This is a genomic window from Priestia sp. GS2 (genome assembly GCF_036409025.1).
Lineage (GTDB): Bacteria > Bacillota > Bacilli > Bacillales > Bacillaceae_H > Priestia > Priestia aryabhattai_A.
Map to the genome: position 1 here is coordinate 2,685,595 of NZ_JAZGJX010000001.1, position 21,198 is coordinate 2,706,792.

General features: G+C 39.7%; 22 protein-coding genes. 1 reads left to right on the plus strand and 21 read right to left on the minus strand.

Going from position 1 to position 21,198, the window contains the following annotated elements; genetic code table 11:
- Window positions 1-30: 30 nt before the first annotated feature.
- Window positions 31-669: a LysE family transporter gene (locus tag V2145_RS13780; RefSeq protein WP_330987864.1), complete on the minus strand. Its 639-nt coding sequence runs from the start codon at window positions 667-669 to the stop codon at window positions 31-33.
- A gap of 224 nt (window positions 670-893) precedes the next feature.
- On the opposite strand from V2145_RS13780, the gene V2145_RS13785 reads away from it, so the two are divergent.
- Complete coding sequence (locus V2145_RS13785; protein ID WP_131887054.1) at window positions 894-1,211, plus strand: DUF3243 domain-containing protein; 318 nt, start codon at window positions 894-896, stop codon at window positions 1,209-1,211.
- Window positions 1,212-2,002: 791 nt separating this feature from the next.
- Here the strand turns inward: V2145_RS13785 and V2145_RS13790 are convergent.
- The 20 genes from V2145_RS13790 to V2145_RS13885 form a co-directional block, all read right to left on the minus strand.
- Window positions 2,003-2,302, minus strand: coding sequence for a contact-dependent growth inhibition system immunity protein (locus V2145_RS13790; protein ID WP_078990060.1), 300 nt, complete (start codon window positions 2,300-2,302; stop codon window positions 2,003-2,005).
- Window positions 2,303-2,319: 17 nt separating this feature from the next.
- The gene (locus V2145_RS13795; protein WP_330987865.1) at window positions 2,320-3,210 is read right to left on the minus strand and encodes an RNase A-like domain-containing protein; all 891 of its coding nucleotides are present in this window, start codon (window positions 3,208-3,210) and stop codon (window positions 2,320-2,322) included.
- Window positions 3,211-3,546: 336 nt separating this feature from the next.
- Window positions 3,547-3,996, minus strand: a complete 450-nt coding sequence (locus V2145_RS13800) for an SMI1/KNR4 family protein (RefSeq protein ID WP_330987866.1) — start codon at window positions 3,994-3,996, stop codon at window positions 3,547-3,549.
- A 15-nt stretch (window positions 3,997-4,011) separates the two neighbouring features.
- Complete coding sequence (locus V2145_RS13805; protein ID WP_286175189.1) at window positions 4,012-4,878, minus strand: HNH/ENDO VII family nuclease; 867 nt, start codon at window positions 4,876-4,878, stop codon at window positions 4,012-4,014.
- Between the two features lie 715 nt (window positions 4,879-5,593).
- Window positions 5,594-6,037: an SMI1/KNR4 family protein gene (locus tag V2145_RS13810; protein WP_094913402.1), complete on the minus strand. Its 444-nt coding sequence runs from the start codon at window positions 6,035-6,037 to the stop codon at window positions 5,594-5,596.
- On the minus strand, window positions 6,034-8,151 hold the full coding sequence (locus tag V2145_RS13815) for a T7SS effector LXG polymorphic toxin (RefSeq protein WP_330987867.1): 2,118 nt from the start codon (window positions 8,149-8,151) through the stop codon (window positions 6,034-6,036). The genes V2145_RS13810 and V2145_RS13815 overlap by 4 nt, the downstream gene beginning before the upstream one ends.
- A 55-nt stretch (window positions 8,152-8,206) precedes the next feature.
- A complete protein-coding gene (locus tag V2145_RS13820) occupies window positions 8,207-8,470 on the minus strand; it encodes a DUF5344 family protein (RefSeq protein ID WP_330987868.1) in 264 nt (87 codons plus the stop codon).
- A gap of 2 nt (window positions 8,471-8,472) precedes the next feature.
- Window positions 8,473-8,898 carry a hypothetical protein gene (locus tag V2145_RS13825; RefSeq protein ID WP_131887058.1) on the minus strand — a complete coding sequence of 142 codons (426 nt, stop codon included), beginning with the start codon at window positions 8,896-8,898 and terminating at the stop codon, window positions 8,473-8,475.
- Window positions 8,899-9,122: 224 nt separating this feature from the next.
- The gene (locus V2145_RS13830; protein WP_330987869.1) at window positions 9,123-9,776 is read right to left on the minus strand and encodes a M23 family metallopeptidase; all 654 of its coding nucleotides are present in this window, start codon (window positions 9,774-9,776) and stop codon (window positions 9,123-9,125) included.
- Window positions 9,777-9,916: 140 nt separating this feature from the next.
- On the minus strand, window positions 9,917-10,684 hold the full coding sequence (locus V2145_RS13835) for a tyrosine-protein phosphatase (protein WP_131887060.1): 768 nt from the start codon (window positions 10,682-10,684) through the stop codon (window positions 9,917-9,919).
- 697 nt (window positions 10,685-11,381) lie between these two features.
- The gene (locus tag V2145_RS13840) at window positions 11,382-12,182 is read right to left on the minus strand and encodes an N-acetylmuramoyl-L-alanine amidase family protein (protein WP_330987870.1); all 801 of its coding nucleotides are present in this window, start codon (window positions 12,180-12,182) and stop codon (window positions 11,382-11,384) included.
- Window positions 12,182-13,264, minus strand: coding sequence for a YARHG domain-containing protein (locus V2145_RS13845; RefSeq protein WP_311858897.1), 1,083 nt, complete (start codon window positions 13,262-13,264; stop codon window positions 12,182-12,184). The genes V2145_RS13840 and V2145_RS13845 overlap by 1 nt, the downstream gene beginning before the upstream one ends.
- Before the next feature lie 228 nt (window positions 13,265-13,492).
- Entirely contained in the window at window positions 13,493-14,629 is a 1,137-nt protein-coding gene (locus V2145_RS13850) for a nucleotidyltransferase domain-containing protein (protein ID WP_330988143.1), read from the minus strand.
- A 58-nt stretch (window positions 14,630-14,687) separates the two neighbouring features.
- Window positions 14,688-15,035 (minus strand): helix-turn-helix domain-containing protein, encoded by a 348-nt coding sequence (locus tag V2145_RS13855; RefSeq protein WP_210608728.1) that lies wholly within the window; start codon window positions 15,033-15,035, stop codon window positions 14,688-14,690.
- A gap of 52 nt (window positions 15,036-15,087) precedes the next feature.
- Window positions 15,088-16,884 carry an ABC transporter ATP-binding protein gene (locus V2145_RS13860; RefSeq protein WP_330987871.1) on the minus strand — a complete coding sequence of 599 codons (1,797 nt, stop codon included), beginning with the start codon at window positions 16,882-16,884 and terminating at the stop codon, window positions 15,088-15,090.
- A gap of 41 nt (window positions 16,885-16,925) precedes the next feature.
- Window positions 16,926-17,411, minus strand: coding sequence for a lasso peptide biosynthesis B2 protein (locus V2145_RS13865; RefSeq protein WP_210608746.1), 486 nt, complete (start codon window positions 17,409-17,411; stop codon window positions 16,926-16,928).
- Window positions 17,412-17,454: 43 nt separating this feature from the next.
- Entirely contained in the window at window positions 17,455-17,754 is a 300-nt protein-coding gene (locus tag V2145_RS13870; RefSeq protein ID WP_094912810.1) for a lasso peptide biosynthesis PqqD family chaperone, read from the minus strand.
- The gene (locus V2145_RS13875) at window positions 17,751-18,680 is read right to left on the minus strand and encodes an aldolase (RefSeq protein ID WP_330987872.1); all 930 of its coding nucleotides are present in this window, start codon (window positions 18,678-18,680) and stop codon (window positions 17,751-17,753) included. The genes V2145_RS13870 and V2145_RS13875 overlap by 4 nt, the downstream gene beginning before the upstream one ends.
- A gap of 90 nt (window positions 18,681-18,770) precedes the next feature.
- Complete coding sequence (locus V2145_RS13880; RefSeq protein WP_025909593.1) at window positions 18,771-18,896, minus strand: paeninodin family lasso peptide; 126 nt, start codon at window positions 18,894-18,896, stop codon at window positions 18,771-18,773.
- 14 nt (window positions 18,897-18,910) lie between these two features.
- Entirely contained in the window at window positions 18,911-20,845 is a 1,935-nt protein-coding gene (locus V2145_RS13885) for an asparagine synthase-related protein (RefSeq protein WP_330987873.1), read from the minus strand.
- Between the last annotated feature and the right edge of the window lie 353 nt (window positions 20,846-21,198).

Below are 21,198 nucleotides of genomic sequence, written 5' to 3' on the forward strand. Positions count from 1 at the left end.
CCTTCTCAGACTTCAAGTGCTTATTCTTCTTTATATAAACGCTAAAATCTCTTTACCAAACCGAACGATAAACCGCACACCATATAAAATCAGCACACCCCCAGCAACCACCGAGATATTTTTCAAAAATTTATCCGTCAAAAGATTCCTACCGAAATGTACCGTGAAAGCTACGTTCAGATTCCAAAGGATAATTCCCCCTAGAATAAATAAGCTGTAGAGAAAAGAAAGAGAATGAGACATCGTCTGCGTCATTTCCTGTAAGGTAGAGCCATAAACCCCAAACCAAAATACAATATTTAAAGGATTCAATAACGCAATTAAAAAGCCAACAGAAAACGTTTTATACCACGGAGCCGAAGTGGTTTTCATATCTTCCTGTTTGAACGAATGCTGTTTCGATAGGCTGCTTAGTCCGAGTTTAATGAGAAAAAAACCACCTAACAAGTATGTAAACACAACCACCAAGTGATGTTGAAATAAATGTTCAGCTCCTAAATAAATGACGACTAGAAACAGGAAATCTCCCGTAACTCCTCCCAGGCCGATAAGCCAAGAAGGCCAAAAACCACCTGCAATTCCTCGCTTGATCATCTCTACTTTAATCGGCCCTAATGGTGCTGCAAGACTGATTCCCAATACCACTAGGTGAATAATTAGAATAGTCACGTTATCCCTCCAACTCCATAGCTTGTCTTTCTATAAGATATGACCGTACCTTTTGAGATAGTCTACTTAGCTGCGAATTGCTGCATAACAGCTCGGTAAAAGATTGAACTACTATGACTAAATACTTATCTAGCACATTTAAATGAAATAATAGGTTTACATACCAATAATTGGGGGACTTAACTTATAAGAACGACATTACTTTATTAGGAGGAGAGTTGAAAATGAACAATAATACGAAAACAGTTGAAAACAAGGTAGAGAATAAGCTAAACGAAATGAGCCAAGAAAAGAAAGACAGAATTCTTGCTAGCTTTACCGAATTCCAAACGTACTTAGGAGATAAAGTTTCAAAAGGTGAGAAACTAGGGTTAAGTGATGATCAGCTGGCTTTAGCAGCTAAAAAAATCGGGGATTACCTAGCAAAACACGAGGAACCACAAAACGCAGAAGAATACTTACTACAAGAGCTATGGAAAGTTGGTAATGATGAGGAACAACGCCACCTTGCTCATATGCTTGTTAAATTGGTTAAAGAGTAACGCGCACTTGGTGTACCGTTTTAAATAGATACCTTTTCATTTGAAAGAAGAATGGATAGTTCATTCTTCTTTTTTGTTTGGCTTTAGCTTTTGTTGATTAAATATAAACATTAAACAAGAATGAGTTTATATGAATATGAGAACGTGAAAAAGCACTTATCGTCTACAGGAGACAATTAAGTGCTTAATTTTTTAATACAATATTTATTTATTAATTACCTTACTGCCTCTTCTTCCCTCCCCATATCTTTCGAAGGTCTGGTAAGCAAATAGCAAGTGGAGTGTCTTCATACGCAGAAACTTCTATTAATGAATTCCTCTCTTTTAACCATTTATATAAATCATCTTCCATAGTTGGAGACAACAAGATTTGTTGTACTATAAACGCAACATCATCATATTGTTGGAAGTCTTATTCTTGATCTTCTAGACCATTACTTATTTCATAAACTGTATCTAATCTACCAATCATCTTTAGTCTGTTTTTGCATTCAATAATTAAGACATTTTTATAACTATATACTTTTAATGCTCGTGTTAAAGAATCGCATCTCATAGTAACTCTACCTGTTTCTGATTTTGAAAACAGCTAGCACAATATGAGCTACATTTCGATTATACTGATTGGTTTCTGGCTGTTGGATACCTATACCTTTTATTATTAAAAGAGAACTATCATCCTACGCTCTCTATTTCTAAGCACATGTTTCCTTACTGTTCGAAACTTTAATATAGATTAACGTAAAAACCTTGAAAGACATTGAATCAATAAAATTTTTGAACCAGTACCTTTACTTTGTTTTTAATCCTTCTCGCATCTGTTCTACTAATGTATACAGCCACTGTAAAGGAGTTACTTCAATAGCTGGAAAATAAACTTCTGTATTACTTTGAATAAATTCTTCTTTCTCTTCTTTTGTTAAATGATTATTTAAGAATTCTTCACAATCATTTATTGTAGACACCAAACATTCTCTACTGACTTCATTTATAAATTCATCTAAGGCTTGCTCAGGAGAACTAATATCTTGATGAAATGTACCTCCTAAAAAATCTTCAAATTCCTCTAAGTAATTATAGTTTTTATCCATAAACCTTTCCCTTCTTTCTATTTAACAGGATATCCTGTTAAAATAAAATTACCATCGTTACTCTTTTTTAGAATAATCTTTGCGTTTGTTACATTCTCCACTACTTCCGAATTTCTTGAAACACTCTTGCCAATTATTTCTCCGTCACCCTGGTATTTTAATTGTAATTTAGGTCTACTATTTGAGTCAGATAGCCACTTTTGAATTTTTTCGATATTCTTAGAGTTATTAAGAACTTTACTAGCAACTTTCTCAGCAGTAGCCCTATCTGTAAAAGTAGAAGAGCCGTTAATTCTAGGATTATTTTTTATGCTTTCTAGTAATTCTTCATCAGTTTTTCCAACGTGTCTTTCAATTAAATGACCACCTTTTAGCTCATGTGCAGCCAATCCACCACCAGGTGCAAGAGAACTTGTATCTCCTGGTTTAACATCATCTATACCCTTGGCAATAGCTTTCTCCCCAGTCTTCTGATTACCCCCATTACCACCATCCACACGCTCAATAAACTGATACCCGCCATTCCCCTTCACAGATCCAACACCGGGATACGCTAAACGGTTATCCAGCTTATTTAGACCCAAGTTCTGCAGAGCTGACTGCGTACGCACGTTAATGGCTGCGGCACCTTCATTCAGTTTCTTCGTGGCGGCACCGCTGAGTTGTTCAAGTTTCGTCGTTTTTGCGAGCTTGTCCGCTCCCTTTGTGCCGACTATGCTCATGACAACGTTAGCGGTTAGGTAGGAAAAATAGTGCCCTCTGCTTTTTGCATCGCCGTTTATAACCTGTTCATTCCAAGAGTCTTTAATTTCGTTACCGATGGTTTTAGCTACGCCTTTTGGGTCATCCCAAACGGCTTTGACTCCTTCACCGATGCTTTCTGCTGTTTCGACTGGATGCTGGACCATATGTACGAGGTCATTCTACGTCTCGTTAACTGTGTGCGTCATGTCTTTTACATTATGCTGATTGTTTATCTACTTGAGTAACGAACTTTAAAACCATCTTCATTACTTCATACTCTATTACAATCCTTATTTAAAAAAAGCACTTGTTGCCTATCAGACAACCAAGTGCTTTATAGTTAGCTATATAAAATACTCCATTAGATTAAAACGGCATCCCGCATAATTATATGGCAATTTTTTATAAAAAATATCATTATACAAACTCTTAATGGTACAACCATCAAAAGTTTGTGATTTTCAGTAATCTCATTTATAATTTCTTTCTATTTATCTATATTAAAACTCTTCTTCCCATGCTTCTTTTGCATCCAATAACCTTTGTGATAAAAACTCATAAAAATTCTTTGCTGTATTGTAGTCATCAAGTCCACCTTGTCTATCCCATGCTATTACTGGACACTCCTTGTTTTCCATATTACTAGTGTCTAGACAATAAGCATATTCCCCAATATCTTCAATAATTACTAAATTCTCACTCATTCCTAAATCCCTATAACTCTCTGTTTCAATCACAACAGAAGCTATATTAGACTTAGCAACCCCTAAAATATCAACACCAAATAACCCACCGGAGCCATAATTAGTTAAAAACCACTTATAACTTTCTGGCAATTTTAACTGTAGGGTATCTTGAACATAATCAACTTGTTTTTTATCTACTCCACCAGTAAAGTCATCTGATTCCATATTTATCTTAATAAAATTGGTTAATTCCTCTTTATTCATTCAAAATTCCTCCTTTTATAATTCAGCTTTATCTATTTGCTTAGCTCTCCATCTCCAATATTTCGACCTGAAATTTTCATATTGCTTTTTTAACACAGGGTCGTTTCTAAAGCTTCCACCATTCTCCACTAAGCGATGCAATATTTTATCATACTCCTTATGCATACTATCCGGGAGCTCCACCATTGATCCGGGCTCTCTTTGAATTAAATGATGAAGTTCTATAGCAGTCCCATCTTGCCAAATTGGTGCTCTTCCTTTTTTCATTAATTGGAGATTTGTCATACCAGTTTTAGGGTCAATTCTCATATAATCAATATCTAACCTTTGAAAAACCCGTCTGCTAATATCCCTTACTTCTCCATTAACTTTAGTTGTTCCAGTATATTCTACATCCTTATAGTTTTTATATTCTTTACCCGTACCCTCAGCAACCTTCTCATCCCTAACCTTCGTCCCAACCCCATGACCACCATCCACACACTCAATAAACTGATACCCGCCATTCCCCTTCACAGATCCAACACCTGGATATGCTAAACGGTTATCCAGTCCCAAGTTCTGCAGAGCTGACTGCGTACGCACGTTAATAGCTGCGGCACCTTCATTCAGTTTCTTCGTGGCGGCACCACTGAGTTGTTCAAGCTTCGTCGTTTTTGCGAGCTTGTCCGCTCCCTTTGTGCCGACTATGCTCATGGCAACGTTAGCGGTTAGGTAGGAAAAGTAGTGGCCTCTGCTTTCGGCATCGCCATTTATAACCTGTTCGTTCCAGGAGTCTTTAATTTCGTTACCGATGGTTTTAGCTACACCTTTTGGATCATCCCAAACGGCTTGTGCTCCTTCTCCAATGCTTTGTAACGTTCCTTTTGGGTCTTCTACCATATGTACGAGGTCATTCCACGTATCGACACCGGCATCTGTCGCTCCGCCAGCGACGCCATCCCAGCTTCGTTTTGTGACGTCTAGCGCGGTTTTTGTTCCTTGCTTGATGTTTTCAATGCTGACTTCCCAACACGCTTGAGCTTGAACACCCTATAACTTATATATGTAATGTAAAGATTAGCCATAGATTATTTATTCAAATAAAAAAGCACTCGTTGTCTTTTTAAAAGGCAAGTGCTTTTAGTTAAATTTTAATTCTTTTAGTTTTTTTGCTTTATTTACTTCCTTAACACTACTAAGCGCCCGCTTAATTATTTTTAAAACTAATTCTATTTTCACTTAATCTTGCAAATTATACTTCGTCAGGTATGGACCATCAGAGCTTATTTTAATTGCTACATTACTCATCTATCATTCTCCTTATAATTCAAATTCTTTTAAATAATTTGAATTAGTAAAAGAGAATAAAATATTTTGAATAAATGAACAAATACAAAAAGGAAGACCTTTTCTTTTAGAATTAAATCACCACAACCAATTCAAATAAAGAAGGTCTTCCTATGAATCAATTTACAACAGATCTTGTTCAAGCTCGAGCAGAGCTACAAATGATGTTTAAAACAAACTAGTGAATAATATCTATAAGAACAACAAATTCGTATTTACACAAAATTATTGAAGGTCCCATTAATTTTCTAAGTAGCCATCTAATTCATTAAAAATGTATATTTATCTCTTCTTTAAGAGCCTTTTCTAAATACTCTTCAAAACTGCTTGCTATAATCTCTTTTCCACCAAAATCAAAATCAAATGTAATGATTTCTGTATTAGGTGAATTAAAACCTACTGGATTCCCTGCACTGTCTACTCCAATAACAATAAATTTCTCATACCCTTCAGGAAGAATATTTCTAAACTGTAGAGATTTCTCTACAAATGATGGTGTAGCAACAAACTCTGCTTCTCTCAATCCTAAAACAATAGCTTCACCAACTGCTCCTGAACCATACTTCAAAAGAAACATTTTAAAGTCCTCAGGTAATTTCACTTTTAGCTCAACTTCAGCTTGCATTACTTCCTCAATATTAACAGTCCCTCCAAATGCTTCTGGGCACATTTCAAGCTCTTCATCAATTGCATTTAACAATTCTATTTTCATTCAATTATCCCCCTTTTAATCATTTCATTAGCATATCTTGCTTTCCAATATTCTTTACGCCATTTATTGAATTCCTGCCTAGCTTCTCCACTGCCAACTCCACCTTTATTTCCAAATGGATGCTGTCTTTTGTTTCCTAAATCATGGTACCTACTAGGCATCTCAATTATTGGTCCCTCAACTCTTTGTTCATGATGGTGAAGTATAATAGTATCATAAACTCCATCTTTTGGTGCATACCCTTTTTTAAATGAATATATCAACTGTTTATCTGACATATTTGATAATGAACGTTGTGCTTTCACTTCAAAACCTTTAAATTGTGCTGTAAATTTACCCGTTTGTTCATAACCTTGAATTGCTTGTTGAACATCTTTAGACGTTACTTTATAAATGTCATTTGTTAAATTAGACTTACCCGTGCCTTTACCACTCTCATCCCTAACCTTCGTCCCAACCCCATTACCACCATCCACACGCTCAATAAACTGATACCCGCCATTCCCCTTCACAGATCCAACACCTGGATACGCTAAACGATTATCCAGTCCATTCAGGCCCAAGTTCTGCAGAGCTGACTGCGTACGCACGTTAATGGCTGCGGCACCTTCATTCAGTTTCTTCGTGGCGGCACCGCTGAGTTGTTCAAGCTTCGTCGTTTTTGCGAGCTTGTCCGCTCCCTTTGTACCCACTATGCTCATGGCAACGTTAGCGGTTAGGTAGGAAAAGTAGTGGCCTCTGCTTTTTGCATCGCCATTTATAACCTGTTCGTTCCAGGAGTCTTTAATTTCGTTACCGATGGTTTTAGCTACGCCTTTTGGATCATCCCAAACGGCTTGTGCGCCTTCTCCAATGCTTTGTAACGTTCCTTTTGGGTCTTCTACCATATGTACGAGATCATTCCACGTATCGACAACGGCATCTGTCGCTCCGCCAGCGACGCCATCCCAGCTTCGTTTTGTGACGTCTAGCGCGGTTTTTGTTCCTTGCTTGATGTTTTCAGCGCCAACTTTCCAGCTTTCTTTGGACACTTCGATGGCAAGCTTTGTGCTCACTTTCGCTTTTGCAAGCCCAGCTGCTGCTTGGGATTGGACATCTGCCCACGTTTCGTGAGCTGTGTGCTTCAGTTCCTTTACGCCGTCTGAAACAGCTTGTACGCCGGTGTTCCACCCTGTTTTTGTCGCGGTCCAAGCAGCTTCTGCTCCGTGGGTGACTTGGTCAACGCCTGCGTGAAAACCATCCGTTGTCTTATCCCATGCATGTTCAATGCCACTTGTGACGCTTCCCCAAGCCGCACCCCAAAATCCTTTTTCTTCTTTCTTCTTGGCATGTGGGTTTTCGCATACTTCAAGCGTGAAGCTTTCTTGCGCTTGAATGTTCTTTTGATTTTCGTAGGCTTTTCGCTCGGCTTCTTTGGCTTCCACATACGAAACGGCGCGGCTGTTAGCTTCTCCCTGCATGCCATACACTGGGCTTGCTTTATAGGCATCAAGGTCAAAGTAAAGAGGCGTCGCGTTTCCTGCTTGGCTTGTGGAACTTGTGACGGCTTGAATGTTTTGGGTGACCATATTATAGAAGAATGACAGCCCTTGGTATTCTTGAACGAGATCCGCGTCTAGCTGATTCACGGCTTGGAGCGTATCCTTTCGCTCTTGTTCCGCTTCTTCTAGGTACTGATTGTACTTAGCACTTGAAAAGACGTTGAGCGGTAGGATATGGTCAATCGTATAGAAAATATCCTGCAGAGCGTTTTGCTGCTGGATGATCATTTGCTTAGCTTGCATGTTTCCTTGATGAACGTTTTGGTCTAGAAACGCTTCCGCTACAAATGTACTTCCTTCAAGCTCTGAAGTTCCCATTTTCGCTTCAATGGTTTCAAAAAAAGCTCGGTTTGTTTCAATTAAGTTCAGCCACTGATTAGCAATCTCTGCGTGGCTTTGATAAAAAGCTTTAATATTGTCTGCGCCTTTTCCTTGAAGGTCCTCATCTAAAGCGGCGATTCGCTTAAACGCTTGTTGTAATACTAGTAGTTGCTTTTCCATTTCGTTATATGAACTGATGCGCTCTTTTGCTGTCTCTAGCAGCGCGCTCGCATCATATACAGCGTTTTGCACTCCAAAAAGCTCCTCTCTATTATATACGTTTTCTATCTATCTTTCATCTCACGTCCTAGCTGCGCGCTATCATCTCATCCTGCTCTTTTAGCTGTTTGAGGTTGCTTTCCGTATCCTCTATTTGCTTAGTGAGAAGCTGAATATAATTCGTCATAAGCTGCTGGATTTCCATCTCTTGGTTTTTCATCATCTCCGTAATTTGCAAACGATTGTCTCCAACGCTCTTCATTTCCTTTACGACGATGTCATCTTTCGCTACCTTTAACGCGTTTAGCTCATTCATGACCGATTCATAGTTTAATTTAATGGTGTTTCCCATGCTTACAGCCTCCCTCTGATGTGACTAATCTTTCGATGCAGCTCCTCCGCTGCTTCTTCTCCTTTATGTACAAGCGAACTTGCTTCCGTTGCCACGAAGCTCAGCCCATTTAATAAAAGCTGTTGACTTTCAAGCTTCACAATTGCCGATTCAATATCCGATAAGTAGTCTTCATACTCATCGTGTAAAATTCGCTTCAGCTCTTCTTTGGCGTTTTCACGCTGTTCATCAAATCGAATCGACCGCTTTCCTTTCCATCCTTCTCCAAGCTCTGGATTGGTTACTAAGCTCATATCGTTCATGGAGAGCGCTCTCTCTGACGTCACTTGTTGCTTGGCAGACTCCAACAGCCGAATTTTTTCATTCACTTCCGCTGCTTGATGAGAAATCGTACTTGATAGCCCAGCAATAATCTTTGCGTAATCCACTGACCGCACCTCCGCACAGTATTTTTCCATATTTTATAGTATAAAATAACGAATAATGGTTCTGAATAGGAAGAACCTCTCTTTTTCTACTAATATTTGTGAGGAAAATGGAATAAAATAGATAAAAGACCTATGTATATGTAAGATAAAACCATCTGAACCTCTATTTCACTACACATAAAAAAGACTGCCTTTTACTAGGCAGCCTCGTAGACAAATAGGAATTAGAAGATTGGAAGATCATCTTCTGTAGATGACTGGTAACCGTCACCAACGATCCATATTTGTTGGTTATCTGGTGAAGAGTTTTTCGTGTATAAAACATTCTTTGGTGAAAGAACCGTGCCTGCTGTACCAGCTTTAATGATATTTGAGCTTGTCCCTAAAGTTGGTGAATACTGATAGTATGCTGTGTCTGTATCAATTTCAAAATGCAGGTGAGCACCCGTTGAGTATTTACCTGTGTTTCCGTAAATTCCTAACGTTGTATCCTTTGTAACGCTTTGTCCTTTGGATACTTTAATCGAAGCTAAGTGATTATAACGAATCACAACATCTTTCGTCGTTTTTGTACCGTGAATATATGCTTGCGAATATTTCACGATAACCGTATTACCTAAAATGTTGTCATATCCTGTTGCTAAAACAGTTCCTTTTCCACTTCCCCAAACCGTACGATCAGTGGTCGCTGATACTAAATCCCAACCATAATGCTTAAATCCAAATTTTTGATAGTAGTTCGTATTTAAGTATCCAGCGGTAATTCTTGCATTATTAATCGGTTGGATTAGCTTTTGTGAAGCTGCTTCAGCAAAGGTTGGGACCGCAATTCCCATCGCAAAAATAAACAATGTGACTAAACTTAAGATTTTTTTCATAGATTACTAGATTCCTCCTTTTATCCTTATATTAACAGATAAAAAGGAATAATTGTTATATTTTACAATTATTTAACAAAATAAACAAAAGAAAAAAGCAGTGCTTATAATAGCACCGCCCCTCTTCTAGTAGTCATCTATTATGCCCAAAGCTTAAAAATCTTCCCTCTCTTCACCGCTTCTGGCTCCTCCATCGCAAGAGCCATTCCTTCAATGACTGCTTCCGCGTTTTCCATAAACGTATAGAGCTGGCCTGTTCCGTACTGATCGGAAATAACGTCGTAGGCTTTTGAAAGAGAATAATCCCAATACGTTCGCTCGTCTACGCCTGATGCGATAACGTGAGCGAGTCTGTGCTTGATAAAGGTTGAAGCAGATTTGCGCGCTTGCTTTCCGTTAAGTCCAAGAATACTTCCAGCGCTAAGCTGCGTTACAAAGCCTTTTTTCACAAGGTCGTAGAGTTTATCTGGGTGTTGTTGAAAGACTGGATGACGTTCAGGTGCTTGTAAGATTGGTACAATTCCTTGAAGCTGCAGGTCGTAGAGTAAGCTGTCGAGATTCGCTGGTAGCGTATGATAAGGTAGGGACATTAGTAGATATTTGTCCGTATGGTTCAGTGTAAGAAGCTTTTGTTTTTCATAGTGTTTAAGTAGCTGAGGCGAGGCAGGTACGAGCTGTCCTGGCAAAACGCGAAGTGGAATAAGCGCTTCTTCTAACCAATCGTTGGCGGCGCTCGCATACAAAATAAGCTCATGGCGCGTCACGTCGGACTCTTCCCAAAACAGCGGAGTGGCGACGACGGAGTGAACGCCTTTTTTCACAAGCGAACGCGCCATATTCGTAAACGTCTGCACATCTCTTGGTCCATTATCAATGTTCGGCAAAATAAAGGTTTGAAGATCAATCATTGAACAATGCCCTCCTCCACAAATTGTCTATCTTTATCATACGATGTTTCACGGAGATTCTCTATGGAATTCGCTCGACAACTTATCCAACAATCATTCGTACAATTACAAGAAATACGAAAAGTCCTAACAAAATCCACCAAATTCGCTTATTAATCGCTTTAAAGAAACAAATATAGCTGAAAACAGGCTCAACCCTCTCTTTAAAAGAGGTTCAACATAAAAAGACAAAAGCTGTAACGAATGAGAAAACACTACATTAATGTCCGAAACGGTGAGTCCTGCTGACTATATTTCTATCTTGTTTCACAGCTCTTAGCTTCCTTACCCAAAAAAGAGCGCTCCGAGTATAAGGAAGGCTGTGCCAAAGATTATAACCCAAATAATTTGGTCGTTGCATTTTTTATAAAACCTTGAATACAAAATCATAAAAATGAGGCCAATCCACCATGAACCCGTAAATAACGAACTATAAATTAGAACTAAGATTGCTATAATAATGGAACCTGAAAAGATGAAATCAAAAACAACACTCAACTTCGACTCTTTTCTTTTTTGCTCTGCCTGCATAGAAACCCTCCATTTTTTCGTATCTTCATATATTTTACATATTGTAGAAACGCCTGCATAGAACGAATTGACACTCAGGAAATTAGACCTAAACAAAAAGAATGGCAAGAAGCCATTCTTTTCCTTCCTATTGTAATGCTGTGTATCTCTCCACTCCGGTCGTGACCGCTTCAAGCATTCCTTCTAAATACATGGGATCAGACAGCTTTTGATCTTCTTCTGGATTGGTCATACACCCCATTTCAAGAAGTACAACCGGCACCGTAGACCAGTTAAAGCCCGTTAAGTCACTGCGGTAGCGAATGCCGTTTACTTTCATACCACTTTGCTTTTTCACTTCACTTACAATGAGAGTTGCTGCGCTTTCACTTTGTTTGGAGATTGCTTGCTCTTTGCTTGGAACGAGAACCCCAAAGCCGCTAACGTTTGGATTCTCGGCTCCGTCTGCGTGAAGCCGAATCACAAGGTCTGCTTTCTTTTCATTTGCCATTTCTGCTCGCTCTTTGTTGCTGATATCAACGTCATGAGTAGAACGTGTAAGATACACCTCAAACCCTTTTTCTGTTAGAAGCTCTTCAAGCAAAAAAGCCGCTTCTAAATTCAGCACATACTCAGGCTTTCCTGTGGCAACGCCTGTTGTTCCGCCCGTGACCTTCATTTTCGTTTCGCTCGAACGAGGCGACACGCGCTCATGTGTTATATTGGCTTGCGCTTGATGGCCGGGGTCTAAATAAACAATAAACGACTTTTGGGGTTCTTCCGTTTTAGCTTCCGCTAGTGAAAATGATTTCGCTTTTAATACCTTAACTGGAATGGTTTCATACGTTCCTTCCATAAGCTCATTATCGCTTTCTCTATCCACTCCCAGCATGAATGCCCAAACGAGGCAGACAAGCGCAACCAGCAGTAGTAAATACCAACCTTTCATTACCTACGTTCCTCTTCTTTCTTTAAAAGCGCAACGTTATACTCTTCCGTTTTACTGAGCTTAATGTTGTTTGAAGAAGCGGGATAGTACCAGGACTTTGCGTTAAAATAGTTTTGCAAGTAATCTGTTTCGAATACGTAGCCGTAACGCGCATAGATTTCGTTTCGCGCAATATACAACTCATGCTTACTAAGTCCTGCCACCTCAGAAGCTGACAGCTCACGACGGTCGCTATCTGTGATAACATACTCGGAATTACTGACAGGTGGTGGTGTTGCAACCACATCATCATAGTACACATACTCGTCATCAAAGAGAATCAGGTTATCTTTTGTCTCGCCGATTAAAATAGGGATGGAATATCCACACGAACCTGAATAATCGACCAGCATAGAAGGATCCATAGCGTAAGGGTAAGCCCCTAAGCACTCAGTTCCTACGCTAATATATAAAGACGCGTCCAAACGTGTTGCCAATTCACTGCTGACATGATACACGTCTTTTCCCCATGCTTTTAATACGCTCATTTCCCCCTTATCGTAAAGCGTAAAAAAGCGGTTCGCTAACGGCGTTCCAAGGCGATCTGCGCTTATATAAAGGGTGCCATTTACTTTATCGTGCTCAATCTCCCAGCTATCAACGGAAAACGCTCCGCTGCTTCCTTTTACAGAAACGTTCGCAAGCTTCTTTTTATAGTCATTCACGATATTCGTTGGTTTCGGAGCTGTCGGCGCTGCCTTTGCTCTCGGTGCTATCTCTTCCCTAGGCATCTCTTCATTATCGGCTACTTCTTTTTCTGCTACAGTCGGTGCTTCAGCTGCCTGTTCAATTACGTGAGTCGTTGTTTCATTCGAATTCTGTTGGTTCGTCGTTACGTAATCATAGACGAAGTAACCGCCTCCTCCAAGCACAAGTAGAGTGGCCACCACACCCCATATCTTTAGCCAAGAGGTCGCTCCCTTTGACTCTCGAACTTCTTTGTCATTCCTTTGGCGTACTCCATTTACCATCGTTCCACAACTTGGACAAGCGACCGCATTTTCGGGTAGCTGCTTGCCACACTCTCTACAAAATGCTCCCATGCCTCATTCCCCTTTACTCATACATAATTTTCAAGGTGTGTCTCCCACTCACTGCACAACGGGTATATTGTCACCGTTTATATGTATGCGGAAGAGTTGAAATGCATTTCACTAACATCATTAATTAGCAATTTTTATTAAAGCAAAAAGAGCAGCGAATGCTGACATTCGCTGCTCTTCCACCTTTAGATTGAATAGCAGTACTAACCCTTTCTTCTTGTTTGCTTACTATGAGAGCTTCTTTACTTTCCTTCCCATCCATAAAAATGGCCTCAGCAGGAAATAGAGAAAATGAAGAGGTTTTGGTAATGGTAATGTTCTTGCATCCCAGCTTCGTGGATAAAATAACATCATTGCATAAAAAACCTTTTGCATATTAGATTTTAATGAGATTAAATAGCTAGGGTCATACGTAAATTCTTTTGAGATATGAATATAGAAATATGCTTTTTCCGCTAGCTTCCTTTGTCGCGAACCTTCTGTTGTTGCTTTTAGCTCCTTGTTAACTGATGTATTCAGCAGCTGAGAACTTAAAATCATTGCTTGCCCGACCAAGTGAGCATAACCTAATTTCTTCATTAATACCTTTACTTGTTGATAATCCAGCTTTTTTTGAAACACTTTATCCATATCTACTAGCCAGCGCAGACGGAACCAGCCGTGACGTGCCCCGTGAACCACAAGATGCAAAAACAAGTCTTCTTCACCTAAAAAAAAGACAGGCGAGCTTGTCAGAGCGCTGCGTCTTCTTCGCTGCCAAAGCTCGTCAAAAGACGGTTCTTTCACCGGCGGATTATGTAATCGCCAGTGAATTTCAATTTGAATTTTCTTTTGCGGGTGGACGTACTCAACGTGATGGCTTCTCCATTTCCTTTCATTTAAAATAGGGGCTGCTCCATCCTTTACGTAGCCAGAAGCTAAAAGCAGCGCATCTACTTTGTCTAAGTCTGTTTCCCGAACTAAAACGTCTAAGTCTTTTGACGTTCGAAGCGAAATATCCCCGTACAAGTGATGAGCAAGAGCTGGACCTTTTAAAAACAGCGTCTTGATTTCATTTTCAGCAAATAGCTTGCTTATCTGCTCCATTTCTCCGCTGAGCTGAAGCATCTTAAATGTATTTTTTGTGTACGTCTGCTGTAAGGCTTGGATAATTTCTAACGGAACGATTGTTTGGGGCATGTCCTTTAGTTTCAAATAAATGATGGGCTGACATCTATGGTGATGAACCAAATCTAAAAATAAGCGCCAGTCAATATTCTGAAGCTGGTCTATGTCTTTCAATTCATTCTTTGATTTTACTAGCTGGATTAAAAGCTTTAGCTCCTTAGATAAAACGGTTAAATCTAATTTAGAATGATTACTCATCATTTCTTTTATACCTGCCTTTATTTTTTAGGAAACTTCCTCTCAAACTTGTAATAAGTTAAAGAAATTCATGAAAATCACCTAAAGGAAGCTTCTTTTTTTTGAAAATAACTAAATCCACATGTTTTTTTAATTCCTCCAGCTGCGTAAGCTCCATGTGAATGATTTCATTTTTTACGCTACTAATGCTTTCTCTTTCTTTATACGTATCTCTCCACCCAATAAGAGATACAGGAGAAACCCCAAGACCAGCAGCTAGCTTTTGCACAATATCAATTGTTGGATTATCACAAATATTACGTTCTAAATTACTTAAATACGATTTCGTGATTTTAGAGCGTTCTGCAAGCTGTGTAAGCGATATGTGCTTTTGCGTTCTTATTTCTTTAACACGGGAACCAATCATGACATTTTCGCACTCTCCTTACAAAATTTATGGTGATTAAAACAGCTCTCACTTATACCAGTTCTAGCTGACCTTTTAACAGCTCCCTAAACGTACCGGCTGGCTGAGCAGCAAGCTGCTGAAACGTGCCTCTTTGCGTAATCTCTCCTTTTTCTAACACAACAATTTGGTCAGCAGCTTCTATCGTTGACAAGCGATGAGCAATAACGATAATTGTCATTTCGCCTTTTAAACGCTCAAGTGATTCTTTAATTTTGTTTTCATTGTTTGTATCCAATGCGCTTGTTGCTTCGTCTAGAATAAGTACAGATGGCTCTTTTAAAATAGCTCTTGCCAAAACGAGGCGCTGACGCTCTCCGCCCGATAACTTTGTTCCTCGGTCTCCAATGACCGTATCGAGCCCTTGCGGCAATTCCTTCACAAACTGTTCTGCCTCAGCGAATTTAAGCGCTTTCCATAATTCATTTTCGCTTGCTTCAGGCTTCACCATCAGTAAATTCTCCCTTACGCTCCCATGAAACAAAAAGGGATCTTGAGGCACGTAGCTAATGGACTGCCTTAGCGACAAAACGACGTTTCCTTTTAGTTCATTCTTATTTACCAAGACGCTTCCTCTTTCAGGTGAATTCAACCCCATTAACACGTCGATAAGCGTACTTTTTCCAGCTCCCGATGGACCTACAATAGCCGTCATTTGCCTAGCAGGAATGGTAAGGTTAATTCCTTTTAGCACATAGCTTTCACTTTCTTGTTTGTAACGGAAATATACATCTTTGCATTCTATCTCTCGCTGATTACTAGAACGATTTGCGGCTGCTTCGGTCGTTTCTTTCGTAAATTCCCGACTTTTTTTACAGTCTTCCATTAGTTCCAGAAGAGATTGGCAAGCAGGAATGGTTGCGGCTATTTGCTCAACGTTTGACTGAATAGCAGTAAATCTTGGCCACAAGCGGGAAAAGATAAGAATGATGAGTAACAGCTGCTCTTGTTGAGCTTGAAGAAATTCTAAGGAAACAAAGATAAATACGGCAATCAAAAATGCAGACGTCACTTTATACACAAGCTTGGAACTTGATTTCAATCGAATATATTCTAGCTGTTCGTCACTCATTTTAAGCGTTAAGGACTGCAGCCAGTTAACATGTGACTCTTCTAATGCGTTGCTTTTTATATCTTTCATTCCATTTAGCTGATCCGTTATGCCTGCCATGTATTCTTCTCCAAGCTTAGAGGTTCTATGACCTAAGTATTTTGATCTCTTTACGAACCTTCTGGAGAAATACCCCAAAATAACGCCCAATAGCAAAATGACAACCGTCAAGTTTACGGATAGCCATAAGGCGATAGCAACTTGGATAAGCATAAACGTCACGTTTGAAATAAATTGAAGAAAAAAATTGATTCCGCCTATCACACGAGCTAGCTCAGCGGTTAATAGATTCGTAAGATCTGATTTTCTTTTTCGTAGAAAGAGTCCCCATTCAGAAGCAAGGAGCGAGCTGTAAACCTCCAATCTTAAATGCCGGCTAAACCTTTCTCGAATTCTTACATCTCGAATCGATAGGCTTCTTTGCAGCACGTTTTGTCCAACAATCAGTAACAGATAAAGGCCTAACGCAAAAGGTAGATAGAGACTGTGAGGAACGTTATGAAACAGATTGAAAAATGGGAGTAGCTTGTCTGAACCAACACTCGCGTCAATAATTCCTCCGATGCTCAGCAAGGGAATGATAAGTAAAATGCCAACTCCTTCAAGCAAGCTGACAATCACCATTCCAAATAGGTTAAAATAAAGAATCTTCCCAGAAAATTGGTGTAATCTTTTTACGTAATATAGTAGTGGTGCCAAGTTCTGTCCTCCTAGACTAACCCATAGCCGTATATGATGCTTTAGGTTTTGCTGTGAGTGATTGTCGTTTTTTTATTGTTCATCCTCTTAGAAAACTTCCCGACCACGGTAAACTGCTCTTTTCCTTCCGAACCGGTTACGTATACAGATCCGCTTCTCAGCCACGCATGCGCAATGAGTTTTCCCTGTTTATCCTTTCCGGTTCCAAGGTAAAGCGTGCTTTCAATCTGGCGTCTTTCTAGCATCTTCATACCGGCTACCGCTTTTACTAGACATTGGCTTTCCCAAAATGTATAGTGACTCATTCGATGGATTGCCTTTGAAATATTTTGCAACACAACATAATCGGATGTGCTTTCGGAAAAGCTTGTTTCCGTCATAGGCTCACCTAGAGTAGGAGCAACTCTTGAAAACGGAAGCGCTTTAAAAATCCTTCCATAGCCTAAGTAATACAAGGCTTCCAGCAATAGTATCTTTTCACTTGTTTCTAAGCATAAAAAATTTCTCATTTTTTTTATTAGTTTCATACCAGCTACTCCTCTCCCTTTACTATTAAATGAAGAGAAGCATTTACTTTTGAGTCGTTACTTGAACTAGCTTTTCCTCATACATATGCTCTAAAAATGACAGAACCTCTTCTTCACACTGCTCTTTGCTCACATCGTATTTCGTCATAATCTTCGTAACTACTTCACTCACAGCGATTGGCGCAGCAATAAGCTCCCACATCTCGCCTCCAGTTGTTCCTAAGTTGTAGTACTTCCCGTTTTCAATATTGAGCATGACTTTTTCATTACCCATATCACTGACTATATTTCCTTCTCGTTGTGTCACAAGATGATTCATTGAAAGTTGTTTTACTCTAGTCATCCTAATCCTCCTTCTTTCATGCTATCGACTACTTTGGCTACCAATTCGTATGGTGTAAACCTTGAAACAGGCCGGATTAACTGAAACGCTGGAACACTCTTTAAAATAGTTGAAGAACACTCGAAATGCCATTTCTTTAACCCTAACCTTTGGACAAGCGAGCCACGAAACGTATGATGATGCAAAATCCGAAATCCTTCTAATCCATCAGCTTTTCGAACCTCCACAGAATCTGGAGTGCCTTTCACGAGTTCGAATATTCCTGCCAGTGGAAGAGAATCATTGTAAAAGCTGTCTTTCACCGGTATCGAATATTTTGTTTCTCGTTCAAATAAAGGCTCGTATCTTCCTGTATCCATTCCAAAGTTAGCTAAGCTTTCTTCCCACAGCTTTTGCTGGGGGTAAGTTGGTTGGATAATGGGAACATTGTCTTGTGAAAACGTGACAGGAATGACGTCATCACTTATAAGCTTATAGCCTTCTTGAATAAAAGCCGAAGCTAACGTAGATTTACCGGCACCAGAGTTTCCTACAATCGCATATGCTTTTCCGTCCACAGCTACCGCGCTCCCGTGTAGAGGGAGTATGCGCTTTTGCATGAGAAGTACCCCCATGCAGGTGCCTAGGATGTAAAGTCTTACTCGATCTTTGTCAAATTCTTTTAGAGGTACTACGATAATTTCGCTGCCGTTTCGTATTGAAAAAAGCGCTGTATTCGGAACTTCAAACGCAACTTCATCTTGGTGTACGGTGAAGCCTTTTTCTTGATTTAAAAGAACTTTAGTTTCTGTGAAGTCTGCTAGTTTAATTGAAACATCTATAGTATCACCTGGAAGATCAAGAGAGTTTAATTCTGGAAGCGGCAGCTCACTCGAAATCGTAAGCCCAAAAGCACTATAAGCATAATCATTTTGTATCCTAACCATTCACTTCACTCCAGATGTCATCAATTTTTTTGAAAACCCTTATACATCTTTACTTGTATAAGGGCAGTCGTTTCCACTCACTACTTGAGATTAACTATAATGAATTGTTTCATCAGGGTCAGGCTGTACCGCGTCAGGTGTGCTTAATCCAGGTCCAGCCATTGTCATGTTCACATCAAGTACTTCTAATACCGGTTTCTCCCATTCTCTTTTCATCGTATCACCTCCCTTCAAGTCAGCCTTTTCATGAATCGATAGAGAATCAAACTGCGCATGAGCACTCTGAAATCATGATGGAATACATGTTCAGGCCGCGGGTTATCTCTTAGATTTTCCATAGCGGATTTAATCACGGTCATATCTACGTATTCTGACATGAAGTCTGCTTTCGTCACTAATTCCATTTCATTCATAAAGAGACTCCAATCCGACGTCATCCGCTGAATTCCGTCTGCTCCTTGTAGACCTCTTGTCCTTTGATTTAGCCTGATATCATCTGGAAGAAAGCCTTTGGTTACTCTTCTTATAAGCGAACGGCCTTGGCCATTTTGAACAAACTGGTTTTCAGGTACGGATAAGCAAAATCGAACAACTCTTAAGTCATTTGTGGGATCCCGGTCCCATAGGGGATGGTGTAAAGAGAGCTTAGTCGTATACGTTCCGTTTATGCTCCAGTAGTACGGCTCTGCAAATTGAATTCTTTTAATTTCATATGCGCTTTTATCCAACAGCCCGCTTGTATTTACTCCGTGCTGTTCCAGCTTGTCGTATACGCGAAACTTCTGCGCAAAGTCTGGATTAATAAACGGAGGAAAAGGTGGTGGACTCTTCTTTGAAAGCAGCGAATGCACTTTCGGGAACGCCTTCTTTGCTACAACAGGGAAAACGCGCGATTTTTTGACGCCTAACTGTCGACTGTACAAATGGACTTCACGCAGAAAGCTACCTAGGTTGGCACGCTTTAACAGCTTTGCTTGATAGTCGAGAGCCGGCCCCCACGATACCGTCCAGTTTCCTCTTTGACCATTTAGCAAGACGCCCATTCCTTGCTTGGCAGCTTGCTCATAAATTCCTTTTAGCCAAAAGCTATTTTCATAGAATTTGTACGGCGTCTCTACTATATCGAGCCATTCATCAATCTCAGAAAACGGACTTTTTTCTTCAAAGTTGAAGTAGTTATCTTCTATGTTCCCTACGTACTGAACCGTCGATTGAATAAGAGGTTTTTCATTGGCTACTCTGCTTTTAGGTGACCAATCCTGAAAGCCATCTATCGGCACGTAGCTAAACGTATGTAATTTTTTATTTTCTTTAGAAAGAGTTCGGGAAGCAAAGCTTGCTACTGAACCCGAATCTAACCCTCCGCTCAAATGAGCGCCAACTTTTTTTCGCGTTCGCAGTTTGGAATTCACGGCTTGTTGAAACACTTCGTAAAAAGCTTCTTCATACTCTTCATTCGACTTTAAACCCAATGGCTCTTGCCTACTGAGCGTGCAGTACCTCTTAAGCTGAAACGTATTACCACGCACCGTAATGGAATGAGACGGAGGCACTTGCTGAATGGCTTTGTAAACAGTTGACGATGCATCCGTCGATTCAAACGTAATGGGGATGGCTAAAAACTCGGCAAGCCATTCTTCATTTATCTCTTTTTTTACATATGGTAGAGAAAATAGCGGATTCATGGCTGTACAAAATGAGAATCTTCTGTCATCTTTATAGAAATAAAGAGTTCGGTTACCAGAAAAATCTCTGGCAGCAAACATCTTCTGCTTTCGCTCATCCCAAATGACAAAAGCGAAATCACCGACTAGAAACTTTGGCGCTTCTTCTTCCCACTTCTCATACGCCAGTAAAATTAATTCACTATCCGTTATCGCACTCTGTGTATCATGAACGTGTAGCTTCCTAAACAGCTCTTCACGATTATCAATAATTGCATCTGCCGTGATGGCAAGCTGCTTTTCATAGTCATAATAAGGCAGCTGTTCACCCACGGACTCCGGTGTAATCCATTGTGTATGACTGATGAGCGCCACGTTGTCTTTCTTCCATGACCGTGTGTCATCTGCCTGATATTGTGATAAGCACTCCAGGAGACTCATCATATTCTCTTGGGATACCGGATCATTGTTCCTATGATAAATTCCAGCTATGGCACTCATTCTTTCTCCTCTCACGACATAAGATATAGGTCTTGTTCTTAATTGAGAACTAAAATTTACATTTAACCGCTTATTTGTTCTTAATTAAGTACATAATAGCAAATTTATTCCTATTATGACTAGTCATAACTTAGCTTTTCAGGATTAACTGCCAAAAACAATACTTTTATACTAGATAATACGAATCGAAAAAGAGAAGATATATGTATTTATTACCTGTTTAGGTGTGGGGAAAAGTAAATGATATGATGAAGGTTACGGTTTTAAAACAATAGAAACACATGTAAAAAAGCATTAGTCATAATTCGACCAATGCTTTTATGACTAGTTCGCTATTGAGAACACATGGAGCC